The sequence below is a fragment of the Sulfolobus sp. E5-1-F genome (genome assembly GCF_009601705.1).
In the GTDB taxonomy this organism is placed as follows: domain Archaea; phylum Thermoproteota; class Thermoprotei_A; order Sulfolobales; family Sulfolobaceae; genus Saccharolobus.
In genome coordinates this window covers 498,798-517,043 of the sequence record NZ_CP045687.1, presented here as the reverse complement: position 1 = coordinate 517,043, position 18,246 = coordinate 498,798, and the positions used below count along the sequence as shown (strand labels likewise).

The following is an 18,246-nucleotide window of genomic DNA, read 5'->3' as shown; positions in this document are numbered from 1 at the left end:
AGCTTACGCTTACCCTAATGGATATTTAGTATTCGAAAATATTAATATGTACACTAAAGATAGGGAGCTTATAGCTATAGTAGGTCCATCTGGGATTGGTAAATCAACACTACTAAGAGTACTAGGAGGATTTGTAAAACCCCTTAAAGGGGAAATTAGACTATTAGGAAAAAAGGTAACTAGCCCGACGCCAAAAATTACACTTATACATCAATCAATAGCTACTTTTCCTTGGTTAACTGCATTGGAAAATGTTAAACTGGGTTTAAAATATAGGAAATTACCTAAAGAAGAAGAGGACAGATTAGCTAAGCACATGCTAGAGGTAGTAGGACTTCAAGGTTTTGAGGATTTTTACCCAAAACAAATGAGCGGAGGAATGAGACAAAGAATAGCAATAGCTAGAGCTTTAGCCGCTAATCCATTAGTGCTTTTAATGGACGAACCGTTTTCACACTTAGATGAGTTAACTGCAGAGGGTTTAAGGCAAGAAGTACATTCGATGCTATTTAATGAGTCTACTACACTTCATAGCGTAGTCTTAGTATCTCATAACCTGAGTGAAGTGGTAGAGTTAGCTGATAGAGTTTACGTTCTAAACGGAAGACCAGCTACAGTAATTGGAGAGGTAGAAATAAAATTGGAAAGGCCAAGAAATCCAAAGGATGAAAGTTTTCAAGAGTATTTAGATATACTTTACGCCCTCTTAACCCCAGTAAAGAAAGGAGGGAATAGCAATGAGTGAAATTCTATTGATATTTTTGGCATCTCTCGCATCACTAGGTAGGGTTTTTCTAACAATAGGTTTATCAATAATCACTGGGTGGTTTCTAGGATATATAGCAATAAAAAGTAAGGTGTTTGAAAACATTTATATTTCAGTTTTAGAAGTTTTCGAATCAGTCCCAGTTATTTCATTCTTTCCGGTTGTTTTAATATTCTTCGTATATAAGATTGGTGGATATATTGGTATAGAATTGGCTGTAGATTTTCTAGTCTTCACTGCTGTGGTTTGGAATATATGGATAGGAATATATCAAGCTTTTAAGACTGTTCCTAGCGATCTTTTAGAAGTTAGTGAAAACTACAGATTAGGCTTTCTGGGTAAAATGACAAAATTGTATATCCCTTATTCGTGGCCTAGAATAGCGGCAAATCTTATACCAAGTTTCGCTGATGCGTTCTTCTATATTACAGTTAGCGAGGTTTTCTCAATAGGTAGTTCCAGTTATCACGTGTTTGGTATAGGTACATTAATTGCAGAGTTTACTGCGCTTCAAGAGTACAATTTAGCCTTAGAGGGATTAGGAGTACTTGCAATCTTTGTAACCATATTTACTTATATATTAAGAAAATTTGCCAACTATACAGTTTCTAAATACGGGTTAGATACTGAAATAAAAGTGACGAAAAGAGGTAGAATGAGGATAAGGTATACTACTAGAATCTCAAACACGATAGCCCCTTTTGTTAAATTATCTAAATATGTAACTAGAATTGGAAGTAGGACTACAAGCAATGAAGAAGAGACTAGAAAGAACTTGCCTTGGAGATATTTGGGCATTGGAATCTCTATATTTTTGTTAGGATTATTAGTGTATGGTGCTTTCTCTACAATTTCATCGGTACCTAAATCTGTTTGGCTTTACTTAGTTTCAACCATTCCTAACGTTCTCTTTAACCTCTTAATAGACTACATAAGAGTAGTTTTTATTGCAACTGTAAGTCTAGTATTCTCAATATTTCTAGGATATTTTCTTGCAACCCGTGAAAGATTGGAAAAAGTATTGACACCGGTAATACAAACCTACGCGTCTTTTCCAGCTCCAGCGTACTTCCCATTGCTTTTTACATCAACCATAAGTTTTATTCACAGTGTTTTTGGAAGTTGGACAAATGAGTTCTACGTAATACTCTTAGGATTCATTTCAACTTTCTATTACGTTTTCTATAGCTATTGGCTTGGAATAAAGAACATGCCTAATCAATACTGGGAAATAATGAAGAACTATAATTTCTCCTTCTGGCAAAAGTTAAGATATGTAATTATACCTTCAACATTTCCATATATAATTGCAGGACTTTCAAGTACAATTAACAGCGCATGGGGAGGTTTGGCAATAGGGGAATATTGGCAAATCTCAAACAGTTATACATTACAAGTCACTCATGGTATAATGAAAAACATTGCAGTTGCTACTGCAAATGGAAATGTCCCTCTTGCCGCTTGGGATTCATTAATATTTGGAATAGTAGTAATAATTTACTCAATATTCTTCACAAGGAAGATGATGGATTTAGCCAGGAAGAAATATGTAGCAGAGGAAGGAATTTATTTAGCCTAAATCAGCGTTCGCGCATGTCCTCACTTATCAGTTCCCGGATTCGTCATCCTCACTTACTATAGAGGAGATTACATTAAAAATTTTGCTGAATAATAACCCATAGCAAGATTGTACTTTGCACACTATATGTAAATTGATCTAAAAAACAAAATCTTGCGTGCATAAAGGATTTTGTAGCGAAAATTTTTTAAAAATCAGTTTATCCCAAATTCCTAATGTTAAAAACTTTTAAACCAGTCTAACCACATTAGTATAGTATGCCACCCTTTAATAAAGTTCTTGTAGCCAATAGAGGAGAAATTGCCATAAGAGTTATGAAAGCCATAAAGGAAATGGGAATGAAGGCAATTGCTGTATATTCCGATGCTGATAAATACGCCCTCCATGTGAAATATGCGGATGAAGCCTATTGGATAGGGCCATCACCAGCCTTAGAAAGTTACCTAAATATTGAAAGAATTATTGATGCAGCGGAAAAAGCTCATGCTGATGCTATACACCCTGGCTACGGATTCCTCTCTGAAAATCCATCATTTGTAGAAGCTGTTGAAAAAGCTGGAATGGTATTCATAGGACCTTCTGCTTCTGTAATGAATAGAATAAAGGATAAATTAGAAGGAAAGATGATAGCTAGAAAAGCTGGTGTTCCTACATCTCCTGGACCTTTAAGACCGATTGAGAGCGTAGAAGAAGCATTAAAGATTGCTGAAGAAATAGGATATCCCATAATGTTAAAGGCTGCTGGAGGTGGAGCAGGAGTAGGCATTATAAAGGTTGATAATCCTAGCGAACTAACTGAAGCTTTTGAAAGAAGCAAAAGATTAGCCTACTCTGCCTTTGGTAGGGGAGAAATTTACATAGAAAAGGCAGCTATAAAACCAAAACACATTGAAACTCAATTGATAGGAGATAAGTATGGAAATTACGTTGTAGCTTTTGAAAGAGAATGCACAATTCAAAGAAGAAATCAGAAGTTGATTGAAGAAGCTCCCTCCCCGTCCATTAAAGAAGAGGAAAGAAAGGAGATTATAGAAGCATCAATAAGATTTGGGAAGGAAATTAACTACTTTACTTTAGGTACTATGGAGTTTGTATTTTCACCCGTAACCAGGGAATTTTACTTTTTAGAACTAAATAAAAGAGTTCAAGTAGAGCATACGGTTACGGAATTCATAACTGGAATTGACTTAGTTAAATTACAGATAAGACTAGCTACTGGTGAATATTTACCTTTTTCCCAAGAGGACTTGAAAATAAGAGGACATGCAATACAATTTAGAATCAACGCTGAGGATCCATTAAACAACTTCACACCCCAATCTGGATACATTACTTATTATAAGGAACCAACTGGTCCCGGTGTGAGAGTAGATAGTGGTATAGAAGTTGGTTCATGGGTTCCACCATATTACGATCCCCTTGTTTCCAAGTTAATTGTTTATGGACAAAGTAGAGATTACGCCATTCAAGTTGGATTAAGGGCTTTAAACGATTATAAAATAGGAGGAGTTAAAACTACAATTCCATTATATAAGTTGATTTTACAAGATCCCGACTTCTGGGAAGGTAACTTTACTACTGCATATATATCTGAGAAAATGGAGTACTTTACGGCCAAATTAAAAGAAGAACAAGAGATGCAAATTGCAATCGCTATCTCCATTTACAATAGGACATTAATAAAGAAGAAAAAGACTGAACAAAGACTACCCATCTCGACTAATAAAAGCAATTGGAAAACTTATGGTATTATATCGCAATCCTCTCCAAGGGTGTTGTGGTAATGAGGCTGTTTAGAATTTATAGTGAATTGGGAGATACATATCTAGTATCTTATGAACAAACCAGTAATAATATTGACAAGATAAAAATAGGAGATAAATATTACGAGGTAAAATATCTAGGACCAGGTAATAGGGAAAATGAGCATTTATTTGAGATTAATGGTAAAAAATATTATGTTTTTGTGGAATCTGATGGCGCGTTAATATTCAACAATCAAGATTTCTTAAGATTAGATAAGGTAAGCGAAGTTCCTGTAAAAGGAGAAGAAAAAGTTGAAGAAATAATAAGAGGAAAAGAGGGAGAAATAGTGTCTCCATTATTTGGAAGGGTAGTTAAAATAAGAGTAAAGGAAGGAGATGCAGTAAATAAGGGTCAACCCCTATTATCCATCGAGGCAATGAAGGCAGAAACAGTAATCTCATCGCCAATAGGTGGAATTGTGCAGAAAATTTTAGTTAAAGAAGGACAAGGTGTAAAGAAAGGAGATATTTTGATCGTTATAAAATAGCCTTACAGTTATGAGGTGAAAGAAATGGATATATATGAAAAACCTCCAATGGATAAATTAATTCAAGATTTGAAAATGCTAAAGGAAAAAGTGTATAAAGGTGGAGGAGATGAGAAAATAAACTTCCAGCACAGTAAAGGGAAGTTAACGGCGAGGGAGAGATTAAATCTACTATTCGATGAAGGAACCTTCAATGAAATACTGACGTTTGCTACTACTAGAGCGACTGAATTTGGGTTGGATAAGAATAGGTTTTATGGAGATGGAGTAATAGCCGGATGGGGAAAAATAGATGGTAGACAAGTTTTCGCTTATGCTCAAGACTTTACGGTACTCGGAGGAAGCTTAGGAGAAACACATGCCAATAAGATAGTTAGAGCTTATGAACTAGCCCTAAAGGTTGGTTCTCCAATAATAGGAATAAATGATTCAGGTGGTGCCAGAATCCAAGAAGGTGCACAGTCTTTAGAGGGATATGGTGCAGTGTTTAAGATGAACGTAATGGCTTCTGGAGTAATTCCCCAAATTACCATTATGGCAGGACCAGCAGCTGGAGGTGCAGTTTACTCTCCTGCTCTTACTGATTTTTTAATAATGATAAAAGGAGACGCATACTACATGTTTGTGACCGGACCAGAGATTACTAAAGTGTCAATAGGAGAAGAAGTAAGTTATCAAGACCTAGGTGGTGCAATAGTACACGCGACAAAATCTGGAGTTGTTCACTTTGTGGCCGAAAACGAACAAGAGGCAATAAACATAACTAAGAGATTACTCTCTTATTTACCTTCAAACAATATGGAAGAACCTCCATATGTTGATACCGGCGATCCAGGTGATAGGGAAGTACAGAGTGCGGAGTCAATTGTACCTACAGACTCAGTAAAGCCGTTTGACATAAGGGACTTAATATACAATATAGTTGACAATAGCGAATTCTTGGAGGTTCACAAATTATGGGCACAAAATATTACTGTAGGCTTTGGAAGGATAAATGGAAACGTCGTGGGAATTGTTGCAAATAATTCAGCGTATTATGGAGGAGCAATAGATATTGATGCTGCAGATAAAGCCGCTAGATTTATCAGATTTTGCGATGCATTTAACATACCGCTAGTAAACTTAGTTGATACCCCAGGTTATGTTCCAGGGACGGATCAAGAGTATAAAGGAATAATAAGGCATGGCGCTAAAATGTTATATGCATTTGCTGAAGCTACAGTACCGAAAATTACAGTCATTGTAAGAAGGTCTTATGGTGGTGCTCACATTGCAATGAGCATTAAAAGTTTAGGTGCTGACTTAGTTTACGCTTGGCCTTCTGCGGAGATAGCTGTAACTGGTCCAGAAGGTGCAGTTAGAATATTATATAGAAGGGAGATACAAAGTGCCCAAAATCCTGAAGAGCTATTAAAGCAAAAAATATCGGAATACAAGAAGTTGTTCGCTAATCCTTATTGGGCAGCCGAGAAAGGTTTAATAGATGATGTGATCGAGCCTAAGGACACTAGAAAAGTAATAGCTAGAGGATTAGAAATGTTAAGAAATAAAAGGGAATTCAGATATCCAAAGAAACATGGTAATATCCCTCTCTGACTAAACCTTTTTTCTACAAATCAGCTCTTGACAATTGTTAAGTTGTACTTCTTGGCCCAAGGCTAAAAGAATTAGCCTAAGCCTTTTTAATGTCTCACACTCATCTCTTACAATGTATACCTCTCCGTTCGGCAAATTAATGAAATCTATTAAGTAATCTTGCAGCCTCTTGGACAACTTTCTCACCTAGTTTTTGACCTAACAAGTTCCTAACTTTATCTGGATTCATTACAACATCGCCTAGTCCTTTAATTCCGTTATTATACAATAATCTAGCCCTCTTCCTACCTACACCACCTATTTGAACTAATTCCAATAACTCTTCCTTTATACCATCTTTGGCTCTTAAGTTCAAGATCCTAAGTTTCTCACTATGATCATTTAACCTTAACTCTTTGGATAAATGATATGCACTATAAGTTAACCAGTCCATGGTTTCAACAATGTTTCTCAAATCGCCAGAACCTATATTATATTTTTCCAATATTGTATCTTCATCAACTTCATCTATCCAATCCTTTATTATTAACGCAACTTTTAGTGCGTTTATATAAAGAGAATATTCATCTTCCTCATAAGGTTCTTCTATTAACAATTCACAATCTAGATCCTCTAGCAATTCTATTAGTTCTTCTTCCTCATTCCTTCCGACTGATACTAACGGTCCATCTGGGGTAAACGCCAGTAAATGAAGGTAAGCTATTTCACATGAGGGCTTATGTCCTTCTAGTCCCTTTCTGATAATGTCGGCAGTAAACGGATTTATATATAGATCAGCTACCCTCTTTCCAAAATTAGTTAAAGTAAACGTCCTATTTTCCTCTCTAATGAAGGAATGTTCCAACAGCCACCTTATGGCTCTATCAAAATACACGTCAACTAACGACTTTGGAAGCAAAGATTCGTACGCGAAGCTTTCTAACTGTTTTTCGCTCAAACTACCTTCAGCAGAAAGGAGACCAAGCAAGAATGTGTAAAATGCCCTCTCACTACCTAGTTTAGACTCAATAGGTTCGACGTCAGACATTATATATTTCTTAAATACTCTATCTACATCTTCCTTGTCCCTTACTATTATTATTGACTCACCAATCTGATCGAAACCAGGTCTACCAGCTCTTCCACTCATTTGCTTATATTCCATGACTGAAATTTCATCATAATATCCAGCTATTTTCCTATTGAATCGATAAATATCTCCTATTATTACTGTTCTAGCTGGCAAATTTACACCAGCAGCCAAAGTCGGAGTTGCTACGATAACCTTTATCTTTCGTTGCCTAAAACTTTCCTCTATCAAATCCCTTAATGCCTTTGATAATCCAGCATGATGATATGCAACTCCTCTACTTATAAGAGATTTTAACAGCTCTTTTTCATCGCTACCACCTTCCTCGATATCATCTAATTGTTTTAAAACCCCGGATATCGCATTCTCATCTAAACTTACAAAGTTCATGGAATTTGCTATCTTTAGTGCTGTGCTCTCAGCCATTTTCCTAGAATTTCTAAAAACTAAAACTTGGCCATTTTTGCTTAGGCTATCTAAAGTATAAGCTATTATGGCATCATCCCCATGAACCTTCTTGGTAGTATTATCCTTGAAAAGTATAGTATATTCCTTCTTTTTCCTTTCTGGATACATAACACCTTCTATGAGGGGAACTGGTCTCCAATTTGTTGCCACTGGTTCTGCTCCTAACCATTTGGCTATTTGTTTATAGTTACTTATTGTAGCACTCAATGCCAATAGATTTCTCCTTTTAGCTCTTATTGTAACACTCTCAACTACTGGCCCTCTTTCAGGATCGTTGAGGTAATGCAGTTCGTCTAACACGAAATAATTAGCCTCGTTAAGCCAATCTGGCCTATGACGCCATAGGGAATCTAATTTCTCGTAAGTGGTAATTATAATATCGTAATTCTTCAACCAAGCATCATCTGTATCATAATCACCTGAAGTCATAGCTACCTTAAAACCTATTGATTCCCAGTCCTTAAAAGTTGTATACTTTTCATTTGTGAGCGCTCTAAGAGGAGTTACGTATACTGCTTTTCCTCCGCTTGTTAGAAGAAATGAAATTATTCCCATCTCTGCTATTAGTGTTTTTCCAGAACCAGTAGGTGATGTTAATAATAGTCTATTACCATCTAATAGTCCTTTTTTTACTGCTTCGGTTTGAGGCGGGTTAAGCTTTTTTATACCCCTATTTTTTATTATATCAATAACATTGTTAGGTAATTTTAGGTTATCTACTGGCATCCACTCTAATTCTAAATTCATAAACTCATTTTATTTATAGCAAGAGGTTTTTAAGCACTATTGCCCTACTTTCCGCAAAGAAATGCGTTGAAAATTTTTCAATGTAGTAGATAGAGTTATATAAATATAGACTCCGGAAACAAGACAAAACGTTTATGTACTTAAATCACATATTAATTCTGATTCACATGACGACTTTAAAAAAGGTGGATGAACAGACATTTGAGTTGGAAATTACCGGGACTGTAACGATATCTTTTAAATTAGAGGATGAATTCATAAAAAAAGTGGATAATATCGCAAGAAACTTAGGATATGCTAATAGAAGCGATTTTATAAGAGATGCCATAATCAGCTACTTGGGGTATCTGAAAAGAAATGGCGATCACAGTAATAATCTCGACCCAGAACAGTATTGAGTACCTATTATTCATTGTTGGGCTAATATCGAGTTACGTGATAGGGGCGAACAATAATGCAACATCATTAGGTATATTGTTCGCAACTAATGCAATAAAAAGAAGATATGCTTACATATTGAATATGATCTCTATTTTAGTAGGTGTAATACTAGGTAGTTTAACTATGTTACACAGTGTCTATGGGGTGATGCGTGGAAATAGTTTGTACGTAGCTATAGCCATTTTAACCTCATTGTCCTCGTCAATAATTACCTTTTATTTTTTGAATAAATCAGGCATCCCTTCCTCTTTAAGTCAAACGTTCTATCCGTCAATTGCAATACTAACCTTAATATCTCATGGATTTATAGAATTAGACTGGGTAAAATTCTGGGTAATAGTAAGTTCTTGGGTTATTTCGCCAATAGTCGCAATCGGATTTTCCCTTCTACTATATCTAACGTTGAATAAGGTTGTAAGTGCAGAGACTCGCATTATTAAACAGATCGCAATATATAGAAATCTTATATTATTCTCGTCAGCCTTTACCTCATTTATAGTTGGAGCTAACGCAATTGGCATAATAGTGTCTTCTGCGTTGCTCTCTGCTCCAGCATACCTTGTAATACCCCTCTACGGATTATCTGCTGCTTTAGGAGTTTTGACTAGTCAAAGGATAGCAATAAGGGTTGGATTTCGTATAACCAAACTAGGATATTTAGGTGCATCATCCGCATTAATAGGAAGTAATGTTATAAATGAAATTTTCACAATCTTCGGGATACCTTTATCAATAACCCAAACCATAGTAGGTGGTATAGTAGGGCTTAGTTTTAGAAGTTTTACATCAGATGTTAGAAAACAAGTAATGCAAATATTTAGGAGTTGGTCCACGTCTCCAATATTTGCCATAATACTCTCATTGGCAATCTTTGGAGTAATAAAGAGTATATTAGGACTTTAATGTTGCGTAGAATATTTCTACACTTAATGTCGCGTCTTCTAAGGAATCCAATATATCATCTATAAAAATAATTACATCTTTCATCTGCAATATGCTTATAATATCAATCTCCTTCTCTATCTCATAAAGCCTCTGCAAAAGAGTGTCTTTGATATCATCCCCCTCTCTCCATCGCTTGTATTTCCCTACTTAGTTTCAATGAAACCTCAACATCTGATCCTAAATGCCTCGTTAATTCATGAATCTTATGTGATGCCTCATCGACCAATGCTAGGTACGTAATTAGCATTTCTGATAGTATTGTAATACATTTCCCATCTACTTTCCTAGATCCCAAAGCTCTAGCTGCATCCTTTACAGAACTTAAAGTATTAAAAAGGGCTTGAGTCAGCATTACCATTGATTCCTTAAAGTCGGGTAAAAATGCCTCCCCATAAAGAGTTGAAAGTATTTCTTCACGTAACATTCCAGCCCTTTCATGAATTGATTTGATTTTAATTAAATCTGCGGGAATTTGATCATATTCTCCTTTTCTTACGTGATCTACCTCGCTTTGCAAAATCTTGACTGCTTCACCTATTAGTTCTGCAGTAAACGTAATTCTTTCGAATACCTCCTCTTCTTTATTATTTAATCTTAATTTGAACATTCTAAAACTGTATTCTGGAGAATCATATTTAAGTACTTTTCTACTTATAGCTCAACTCATTTAACTTAACAACTCTTCTCGTAACAGATTTATATCACCTTGCGTATATCATTTCTCAATTCCTTTAGAAAGTTCTCTCAACTTTCCTAAGGCTAATCGTTTATCACCCTCTTCAAGCTTAGCTCTAGTTATAAAATCCTCTAAGGTATATATTACCTCCCAAGCATCCTTCCTATTAATTGGAAATGGTATACCGTCTTTACCTCCAATAGCAAATGCATACTTAAATGGATCATAAGGATAATTTACCGGATCTTTATACGATGGTGGTTCATTATATATTAAATCTGCTATTAAGTACAATGCTCTAGCTGTAGAGGGGCCTAAGCCACTAATTAGTGCATCCTCAAGTTTAAGTGGGTTAGCCTCATATATTTCCCTAAGTACCTGTTTGATTCTATTAATATCTACAGGTTTCATGTAAACTAATCTAGCCTCTTTAGATACAAAGGCTATTGATCCACCTTTTATCCACAAGTCTAAAGATAATTGACCTTTAAGCATAGACATTGCTTGTGTATATAAAGAGACTATCTTATTAGGATTCTCTCTTAACAAATCTAATATTAACTTTCTTGTACTATCTTTCTTTCTGTCTATTATGTTAACCGCAACATTAGTCTTATAGCCAGATATTGCAGAATGAGGTTCTACCACAAAATTATCAGTTTCTTTCCAATGATATCTCCTAGCGAACTTAGTTTCTAAATTCATGCCTTGCTGGATTACACTCCATTTTCCATCCTCGGTCACAAGCAGTGAGTGATGATAGAGTTGATGTCCGTCTTGAACTAAGGTTGAATCGACTTTTGCCACTATCTTACTTATATTTTTAATTTTATTCTTATCTATATCAAAACTTAGCATATCCACCTCTTCTGGAACCTTCAGAGCATTCTTACCTTTACCTCCAAGTACGGCAAAACCATGAACTTTAGGGCTTATAACGTCCTTCAAAATACCTAATGTTACTGTCGTGGAACCAGAGGAATCCCAATCCATTCCAATCGCATTATTGAAAGCTTGAAACCATAAGGGATTTGATAACCTCTCCACAACCTTTTGAGGACCTAATTCGAGAACCATTATTTCAACTATGGCCTTAGCTAATCTCTTCATAATAGGAACTAGCCAAGGGGGAACATGACCAGTGTGAAGTGGTAAGTCAGCTATACCCTCTACTTCCATATTTTATAAGTTCTGAAGAGAAGGTATATATGTGCTTATCATATCAACCTCAGACATACACTCACCTAGGTATTTAACAGAATTCTTCTTAGCCTTACGAGAACTTGGGAATATTAAGGCTGATTTAGCATTATTAGCTGGAGATCTAGTTGAAAGAGGTGAGTATTTACATTTTACCCCTGTATATAATGCCCTAAAAAACAGAGTTAAGCAAATAGTCTCAGTTTTTGGGAATGAGGATTTTATAGAAAATAGAAAATTTTATAGAGAAAAATATAGTGATATAGTTTGGCTTGAGGATGAAAGAGCAGAAATCGAGATGGATAATAGAAGGCTTATAATAATCGGCAGTGAGGGGGTTCTAGAAAAGCCTACAGTATGGCAAACTACTAATGGGATAACTGAAGACCTTTATATGAAAAGGTTGGAAAAAATCGCTGAAATGACTTGTAACTCTAAAGCGGATATTAAAATTCTTTTAACTCATTATGCCAGTACCTTTGAAACAGTATTCGGTGAAAGAAAAAGTGTTTATCCACACCTAGGATATAGAATATTAGAGGAGTTATCAACTAAGGGAAAAGATTGTTTACCCAACATAGCAATACATGGTCATGCGCATTACGCAAAAAGAACACTCTCAGTAGTTAAAGGGGTTAGAGTATATAATGTAGCATTACCAGCTAATAAGAGAATTGTAACTATCCACACTCTTTAATATGGCGAAGATGTACTACTCTTTTTACTATCTTGATATATTACAAAACCGACGTCAGTTATTGTGCTCTGAACAACTTTAGTAACCCAATTTAGCATAGGACCTTTAATCCCAAGCCTGTTTAGAAACCTATATATTAAGGGAACTTTCAGTTGTGCACCAGCTGCTAAGGGATGCCCTCCTCCCCCTAATTTAACAGCAAATTGCCTAACATCAATCTCCTTGCTTCTAAAAGATATGCTTTTCCCATTTGCTGATACAAAGACCGAAGCATTAGTTCTAGTCATTAAAAACTGAGAAGCATAGCTTATATCTGGAGGACCTTTCCATCTTACTGCCACAACAACCTTATAACCGTCAATTTGTATTAACTTATAACTCTTCATTACTTTTTTATAACCTTCTAATTCTCTTGAAACTACTTCTTCTAACATTTTATCAAATGTATCATTCCACAATATCCCATTGTAAAACATTCTTATTAGCTCATTTTTCCACGAGTAATCTTTATTATTCTCAACTATTCTTCTCAATTTTTCTCCCATAGGATCATCATGAAGCCATATGTCAACCGAACAATCTGCTGAAGCTAATCTTCTGGAAAATTCATCATTAGGATTCTTATATTTATATATAACTCCAGCACCGCACGTCGAAGTATCGTGATATACCGAAACACCGATTTTTTTCAATTCCTCTTTCCATTCATCCTTCCAGACATGATGATCAAACCACTCCACGTTAGCACCTTGTTCGATTAGCTTTTTTAAACTCTTTATAATTTCATTAAAAGTGCTAGCATTTATTCCCAAATCTGCGATCATAACGTTGTATACTCCTCTTAACTCCAATGAAGCTAAAAGTGAGTGCAATTTGTTTGGCTCTGTAAAGAATACATTTTTAGGTAATGATTTAACTGCTCTAGCGTAAATGGCCGCTGATGCTGTCCCATCAAAATCGTTATGTACTATTGCATAATATTCCAACTTTTTACCTACCTCTCAAACTTAATGCCGTCTGCAGTAGTTATTATACCCTTATATAAAAAGTCTACTTGCCTTAAAGTTGCATAATAGTCAAATTCCGTTATTGCAGATATTGAATCTTTTGGCATGATTACATTATACCACCTTAAAGCTGCACTACCAGCAGTATGTAATACACAAATATTTGCTACAGTACCGGTAATTATTGTATTTTTGATATTCTTAACTCTAAGAATGTAATCCAACGAAGATTCAAAGAAGGCGTCATATCTGTACTTCTTAACTATAAAATCATTCCTTTCTGGAGTAAGCTCGTCAATTATTTCTGCACCCCAAGTTCCTGCTAATGCGTGTTCTCCCCATATTTTAAATTCTGGATCATCTTTCATGTGCCAATCTTGTGTATATACTACCAGTACGTTAGAACTCCTAGCCTTATCAATTAGCCTTTTTATGAATGGTATAGTAGCCTCTGCAGTAGGAACTGATAATTTACCGTTTTTCCTCACAAAATCGTTTTGCATGTCCACAATTATCAGTGCTGTATTAGTGGGATCTAGCACAACCTCTTTATGCTCTGGTATAGTTGGTACTTCAATTTTCATAATTAAATCTACTGCAAACACGTTTTTATTCCTTTTTTATCCTCTTAGTAAGCATATCAGCTATTTTTAGAACTTTAGGATAACCTCTTTTACCTAGTTCTATGCAATCTTGTAAGTCGACTTTATTTCCTGGACTATAAAAATATTTGCCGAATTTAACCCCCACTTTCTCCCCATTTAGATATATATAGGTAATTTCACTTTCATTTACTAAATCACCAGTAAGCCTAGATTTAGCTACCCCAATTGTCGGGAAGTCTAGGAGAACTCCTATGACTGCTGCAATTCCGCTTTTCCTGGGATGAGCTATCCCATGACCATCAACCAAAAGAAGTTGACATTCCAAACCCTCTATTGCCTTTATCATCAGTGGAGCTTCCCTCATGAAAAGGAAACCCGGAATATATGGGAAATTTACTTCACCAACATAAGATTTGTAATTATACTCTCCACTACTAATATCCATACTTACACCGACAGAGAATCCTAGATTATCCTTATATGCAATATCAACTCCACAGATTTTCTTAACGTTCTCAATTCCATAATGGCTTATTTTAACGTTCTTAGAGATAAGGAGTTGTAATTTTTCTAGGAATTCGAGTAGATGCTTTTCAACCAATTCTTTCTCATCCCTTCTACACGTAATACGAACATCTCTTGCTCATATGTTTGTACAGCACCAGGTCTTACTAATCTAACTTCATTAATAGCAGATTCTGCGTCTAATCCTTCAGTCAAAACTAGATAACTAGCTAAAATTGTACCAGTTCTTCCTATTCCGCCTACACAATGAACTAAATTACCTTCTTTTTCACTTAGTAACCATCTCATAATTTTAAGAAATTGAGAGTCTGATGGAACTCCGCCATCTGGAATTGGAATATGTAAGGGCTGGAGTCCATTTTTCTTAAGAATAGATAGGTAATAATCCTTATCTCCCCAACTCTCCTCAATTTCCCAGTCCTCTGGTAAAACTAATACTCTTTTTACTCCCTCCCTCCTCCATTCTAAAATCTCATTTTCGGTATATGGTAATTCAGAACCTCCTATAATTTTCCTTCTAACCCAATACATTATTCATCACTCCAATTTCAGAAGATCCGCTGAGCTTCACAGTTCATTTTAAAATTCTCAAAATAGATATTTAAGATTATGGCAAGTCGATTATCTACTGGAATATCCGACTTTGACAAACTAGTTCAAGGTGGAATTCCACAAGGATTTTTCATAGCGTTGGCTGGAGAACCAGGGACTGGAAAGACTATATTTTCACTTCACTTCATCGCTAAAGGATTAAGAGACGGAGATCCCTGTATATACGTTACAACTGAGGAAAGTAGAGATTCAATAATAAGACAAGCTAGGCAATTCAACTGGGATTTTGAGGAATATATAGAGAAGAAGTTGATAATAATAGATGCACTAATGAAGGAAAGAGAGGATCAATGGTCTCTAGTGAACTTAACTCCTGAAGAACTAGTAAACAAGGTAATTGAGGCTAAACAAAAATTAGGTTATGGCAAAGCTAGATTAGTAATCGATTCCGTAAGTGCATTATTTTTGGATAAACCAGCTATGGCAAGGAAAATAAGCTACTATCTTAAGAGAGTACTAAATAAATGGAACTTCACAATATATGCTACTTCACAGTACGCAATAACCACATCACAAGCATTTGGATTTGGAGTAGAACATGTCGCAGATGGAATAATCAGATTCAGAAGGATGATAAAGAATGGAGAACTGCATAGGTATATATTAATTGAGAAGATGAGACAAACCGATCACGACAAACATGTATGGGAAATAGATATCGTTAATGGTAAGGGAATAGTCTTAAAGGGAAGATTAGAGGAAAGGAGAGAAGATTATGCTTTGCCAGAAAAGGTAAAGAGAAAGATCATTGACAGTAGTAAAAAGACTGAGGAGGAACTTAAGTAAATTCTATTTCCTACATACTCCTAAGAAGTTCTTGAATATCTCTATTCCCCTTTCTGTATGTTTAACTTCAGGGTGAAATTGCACACCAAATATTGAATTATTTGAGTTCGCCATTGCTTGAACTCTTGCATTTGCGCTACTAGCTAGCACTCTAAATCCACTAGGCGGTTCTACCACCTCATCATTGTGACTTTCCCAGACGTTAAGTTGTTGTGAAAAACCTCTCAGAATAGTATCTTCATCAAATATGTTTATCCTAGTAAGCCCATACTCTGGATTTAGCGCTCTTCTTACAACCCCACCTAATACATAGGCAATCAACTGATGGCCTAGACATATGCCTAACATTGGAACTTTCAGTTCTTTTATATAAAGGGGAGAGTTTCCCATTTTATGAATTTCCTCTGATACTGAATAGGGGCCACCACTGAATATAACACAATCGAATTTCTTAAGTTCCTCTACCGGTTTATGTGGGGATATTACCTCAATTTCAGCTCCTAAATACTTTACGTTTTTAAGTATTAGGTGATTATATTGTCCCCCATAATATACTAAACCTACTTTCACACCAAAATCTAAGTTTTTGGATATTTAAAAAATATATTGATCAGACTTTTGGCGACATCACTGCTCAGAGCCGTCACCAGACATCATTTCAATAATAGATTCTCATACTCCTTTACAAACTTTACACTTCTCTTAACATCTGAGAATAGCTTTGAAGCTACCAACACATCCTCAACCTTTATGACACTCCTATTATTTCTTTGTGCAATTATAAGAGATGGTTCTAGTAGCTGAACGGAATATCTTAAACTATTTTCAACGCCTATTTTAGTTAATTCCTCTAAAGCTTGAGGATCTAATTCAATTTCTAATTCATCAGCCCTTATCTTTATTATTTCTCTAATTTCATCAGCGTTATAAGGTCTAGTTGGTATTATCAACAGTCGATCCAATAGGTCAAGAGGAATCCCATGAGGAGATTCTATATCAGTTCCTCTAATCTTAGTTAAGCCCCTATTAGTTGCTAAGATCAGTATTGGAGCTAGTTCGGACTCTAAGGCCCTAGTTAGGAAAGAGAATGCTTCTAAATCGAGTGTATGGGCATCATCAATAAATAGCACACCAACTACTAATTCAGCCCTTCCTTGACTAATCCAATCCTTAACCAGCCTATCTACCTCTTTTCTAACATCCTCATTTATTTCTCTCTCCGTAAAGAATGAGAAAATAGCTGTAACAGCTAGGTTTCTAGCTGCTAAATTCAAGTCTAAATCGTTTAAAGTAAGTGTAGTAGTTATTTCCTTTTCTTTTTTCACCGGACCAGTAGGAATCTCTAGCACTTTCGTAGTCTCTATATCGTACGTTTTAGCACCCTCAAAACCTTTTGCCTTACCTTCAACTACAACATGCCCAGTTTGAGCATCAATCATGATAATATCACCTTTCTTAACGCCTAAGGATACAAGTTGTTGAGCTATTTCCTCACCTACCGATAATGTCCTTTCATCGTCTTTAGTAGTTAAAGTAATTTGAGCCTCAACTGGAGCTTGAGAGTACGGATTTAATCTACTCCTAGCAACCTTAATCTTCCTCTCTTTTACGACACCTTCATACACAAGTCTCTTCTCCCTAATTCTGACACCGATTGATTTTCTTATCAATTGGGTTAGTATTTCAGTCTTCTTAAGTTCTGTAGAGTATATTTCAGAAGCGTTAATTGCAGTAAATGGAGTATCCTCACCTAATTCCCTGGCAATCGCTACAGCTAATGCAGTTTTCCCAGTACCGGGAGGACCAACAAACAGTATCCCTTTCCCAGACATTTTTCCTTGTTTTATTAGTTGTACTACCACTCCCGCTGCCTCTCGGGCTTCAACCTGACCAACGAGCCCATCTGCGATAAATTTCGCTTTACCGTTATTATCCAAACCTAAACCTTTAATATGACTATGAATATTCGCTTTTTCACGTATAGGTTTCTTTAACTCTTTTATCTCCGACATATCACAGTACTAATATATGGTAAAGTTTTTGAGATTAACTCTAATATCTGAGGCTTTATATTATGAGAAAGGTTATATATAAAATATTATGACCTAAAAGTTCAGGATACGATGGTTAAAAGCTAAGTTTTTTCACGCAGTAGAGATCGGAGGCTCAATTATAAGGATTATGTAAGCTTTATTAATATAGCACTATCTAAAGATAACATGTGATGAAGACCT

At 35.7% G+C, this 18,246-nt stretch carries 17 protein-coding genes and 1 pseudogene; 9 read left to right on the top strand and 9 right to left on the bottom strand.

The window, feature by feature from the left end; translation table 11 throughout:
• Positions 1–46 precede the first annotated feature (46 nt).
• The 5 genes from GFS03_RS02830 (at position 47) to GFS03_RS02810 (ending at position 6,234) form a co-directional block, all read left to right on the top strand.
• Positions 47–745 carry an ABC transporter ATP-binding protein gene (locus GFS03_RS02830; RefSeq protein WP_153422420.1) on the top strand — a complete coding sequence of 233 codons (699 nt, stop codon included), beginning with the start codon at positions 47–49 and terminating at the stop codon, positions 743–745.
• A complete protein-coding gene (locus GFS03_RS02825) occupies positions 738–2,345 on the top strand; it encodes an ABC transporter permease (protein ID WP_153422419.1) in 1,608 nt (535 codons plus the stop codon). The genes GFS03_RS02830 and GFS03_RS02825 overlap by 8 nt, the downstream gene beginning before the upstream one ends.
• A gap of 257 nt (positions 2,346–2,602) precedes the next feature.
• Positions 2,603–4,129, top strand: a complete 1,527-nt coding sequence (locus GFS03_RS02820; protein WP_153422418.1) for an acetyl-CoA carboxylase biotin carboxylase subunit — start codon at positions 2,603–2,605, stop codon at positions 4,127–4,129.
• Positions 4,129–4,638 (top strand): biotin/lipoyl-containing protein, encoded by a 510-nt coding sequence (locus tag GFS03_RS02815; RefSeq protein ID WP_153422417.1) that lies wholly within the window; start codon positions 4,129–4,131, stop codon positions 4,636–4,638. The genes GFS03_RS02820 and GFS03_RS02815 overlap by 1 nt, the downstream gene beginning before the upstream one ends.
• A gap of 24 nt (positions 4,639–4,662) precedes the next feature.
• A complete protein-coding gene (locus GFS03_RS02810) occupies positions 4,663–6,234 on the top strand; it encodes an acyl-CoA carboxylase subunit beta (protein WP_153422416.1) in 1,572 nt (523 codons plus the stop codon).
• A gap of 136 nt (positions 6,235–6,370) precedes the next feature.
• On the opposite strand, the gene hel308 is transcribed toward GFS03_RS02810, so the two are convergent.
• Entirely contained in the window at positions 6,371–8,518 is a 2,148-nt protein-coding gene (hel308, locus tag GFS03_RS02800; protein WP_153422414.1) for an ATP-dependent DNA helicase Hel308, read from the bottom strand.
• 167 nt (positions 8,519–8,685) lie between these two features.
• On the opposite strand from hel308, the gene GFS03_RS02795 reads away from it, so the two are divergent.
• Complete coding sequence (locus GFS03_RS02795; RefSeq protein ID WP_153422413.1) at positions 8,686–8,916, top strand: ribbon-helix-helix domain-containing protein; 231 nt, start codon at positions 8,686–8,688, stop codon at positions 8,914–8,916.
• On the top strand, positions 8,876–9,862 hold the full coding sequence (locus GFS03_RS02790; RefSeq protein ID WP_153422412.1) for an inorganic phosphate transporter: 987 nt from the start codon (positions 8,876–8,878) through the stop codon (positions 9,860–9,862). The genes GFS03_RS02795 and GFS03_RS02790 overlap by 41 nt, the downstream gene beginning before the upstream one ends.
• Here GFS03_RS02790 and GFS03_RS02785 read toward each other — a convergent pair.
• Together GFS03_RS02785 and GFS03_RS02780 are read right to left on the bottom strand one after the other, a co-directional pair.
• Positions 9,851–10,511, bottom strand: a pseudogene (locus GFS03_RS02785) (DUF47 domain-containing protein). The gene GFS03_RS02790 and the pseudogene GFS03_RS02785 overlap by 12 nt on opposite strands.
• 108 nt (positions 10,512–10,619) lie before the next feature.
• Positions 10,620–11,759, bottom strand: coding sequence for a DUF763 domain-containing protein (locus GFS03_RS02780; protein ID WP_153422411.1), 1,140 nt, complete (start codon positions 11,757–11,759; stop codon positions 10,620–10,622).
• Between the two features lie 31 nt (positions 11,760–11,790).
• On the opposite strand from GFS03_RS02780, the gene GFS03_RS02775 reads away from it, so the two are divergent.
• Complete coding sequence (locus GFS03_RS02775) at positions 11,791–12,477, top strand: metallophosphoesterase family protein (protein ID WP_153422410.1); 687 nt, start codon at positions 11,791–11,793, stop codon at positions 12,475–12,477.
• On the opposite strand, the gene GFS03_RS02770 is transcribed toward GFS03_RS02775, so the two are convergent.
• From GFS03_RS02770 to GFS03_RS02755, 4 genes are read right to left on the bottom strand one after another with little or no spacing between them, the layout of a single operon-like run.
• On the bottom strand, positions 12,474–13,463 hold the full coding sequence (locus GFS03_RS02770) for a DHH family phosphoesterase (protein WP_153422409.1): 990 nt from the start codon (positions 13,461–13,463) through the stop codon (positions 12,474–12,476). The two genes, GFS03_RS02775 and GFS03_RS02770, sit on opposite strands and share 4 nt — an antisense overlap.
• An 8-nt stretch (positions 13,464–13,471) precedes the next feature.
• Positions 13,472–14,089, bottom strand: coding sequence for a cysteine hydrolase family protein (locus GFS03_RS02765; protein WP_153422408.1), 618 nt, complete (start codon positions 14,087–14,089; stop codon positions 13,472–13,474).
• 4 nt (positions 14,090–14,093) lie between these two features.
• The gene (locus GFS03_RS02760) at positions 14,094–14,690 is read right to left on the bottom strand and encodes an endonuclease V (protein ID WP_153422407.1); all 597 of its coding nucleotides are present in this window, start codon (positions 14,688–14,690) and stop codon (positions 14,094–14,096) included.
• A complete protein-coding gene (locus GFS03_RS02755) occupies positions 14,660–15,145 on the bottom strand; it encodes a cyclin-dependent kinase inhibitor 3 family protein (protein WP_153422406.1) in 486 nt (161 codons plus the stop codon). The genes GFS03_RS02760 and GFS03_RS02755 overlap by 31 nt, the downstream gene beginning before the upstream one ends.
• Before the next feature lie 78 nt (positions 15,146–15,223).
• Between GFS03_RS02755 and GFS03_RS02750 the strand changes: the two genes are divergently transcribed.
• Positions 15,224–16,012, top strand: coding sequence for a KaiC domain-containing protein (locus GFS03_RS02750; RefSeq protein WP_153422405.1), 789 nt, complete (start codon positions 15,224–15,226; stop codon positions 16,010–16,012).
• A 3-nt stretch (positions 16,013–16,015) separates the two neighbouring features.
• Here the strand turns inward: GFS03_RS02750 and GFS03_RS02745 are convergent, their stop codons facing one another.
• Both GFS03_RS02745 and GFS03_RS02740 read right to left on the bottom strand, forming a co-directional pair.
• Complete coding sequence (locus GFS03_RS02745; protein WP_153422404.1) at positions 16,016–16,582, bottom strand: GMP synthase subunit A; 567 nt, start codon at positions 16,580–16,582, stop codon at positions 16,016–16,018.
• Between the two features lie 83 nt (positions 16,583–16,665).
• The gene (locus GFS03_RS02740) at positions 16,666–18,024 is read right to left on the bottom strand and encodes a RuvB-like helicase (protein ID WP_153422403.1); all 1,359 of its coding nucleotides are present in this window, start codon (positions 18,022–18,024) and stop codon (positions 16,666–16,668) included.
• Positions 18,025–18,246: the final 222 nt, after the last annotated feature.

What these genes read in the sequence shown, in the direction of transcription:
- GFS03_RS02830 (WP_153422420.1), top strand. Translation starts at nt 47, where the DNA reads ATGTACACTAAAGATAGGGAGCTTATAGCTATAGTAGGTCCATCTGGG.
- GFS03_RS02825 (WP_153422419.1), top strand. Translation starts at nt 738, where the DNA reads ATGAGTGAAATTCTATTGATATTTTTGGCATCTCTCGCATCACTAGGT.
- GFS03_RS02820 (WP_153422418.1), top strand. Translation starts at nt 2,603, where the DNA reads ATGCCACCCTTTAATAAAGTTCTTGTAGCCAATAGAGGAGAAATTGCC.
- GFS03_RS02815 (WP_153422417.1), top strand. Translation starts at nt 4,129, where the DNA reads ATGAGGCTGTTTAGAATTTATAGTGAATTGGGAGATACATATCTAGTA.
- GFS03_RS02810 (WP_153422416.1), top strand. Translation starts at nt 4,663, where the DNA reads ATGGATATATATGAAAAACCTCCAATGGATAAATTAATTCAAGATTTG.
- hel308 (WP_153422414.1), bottom strand. Translation starts at nt 8,518, where the DNA reads ATGAATTTAGAATTAGAGTGGATGCCAGTAGATAACCTAAAATTACCT.
- GFS03_RS02795 (WP_153422413.1), top strand. Translation starts at nt 8,686, where the DNA reads ATGACGACTTTAAAAAAGGTGGATGAACAGACATTTGAGTTGGAAATT.
- GFS03_RS02790 (WP_153422412.1), top strand. Translation starts at nt 8,876, where the DNA reads ATGGCGATCACAGTAATAATCTCGACCCAGAACAGTATTGAGTACCTA.
- GFS03_RS02780 (WP_153422411.1), bottom strand. Translation starts at nt 11,759, where the DNA reads ATGGAAGTAGAGGGTATAGCTGACTTACCACTTCACACTGGTCATGTT.
- GFS03_RS02755 (WP_153422406.1), bottom strand. Translation starts at nt 15,145, where the DNA reads ATGTATTGGGTTAGAAGGAAAATTATAGGAGGTTCTGAATTACCATAT.
- GFS03_RS02750 (WP_153422405.1), top strand. Translation starts at nt 15,224, where the DNA reads ATGGCAAGTCGATTATCTACTGGAATATCCGACTTTGACAAACTAGTT.
- GFS03_RS02740 (WP_153422403.1), bottom strand. Translation starts at nt 18,024, where the DNA reads ATGTCGGAGATAAAAGAGTTAAAGAAACCTATACGTGAAAAAGCGAAT.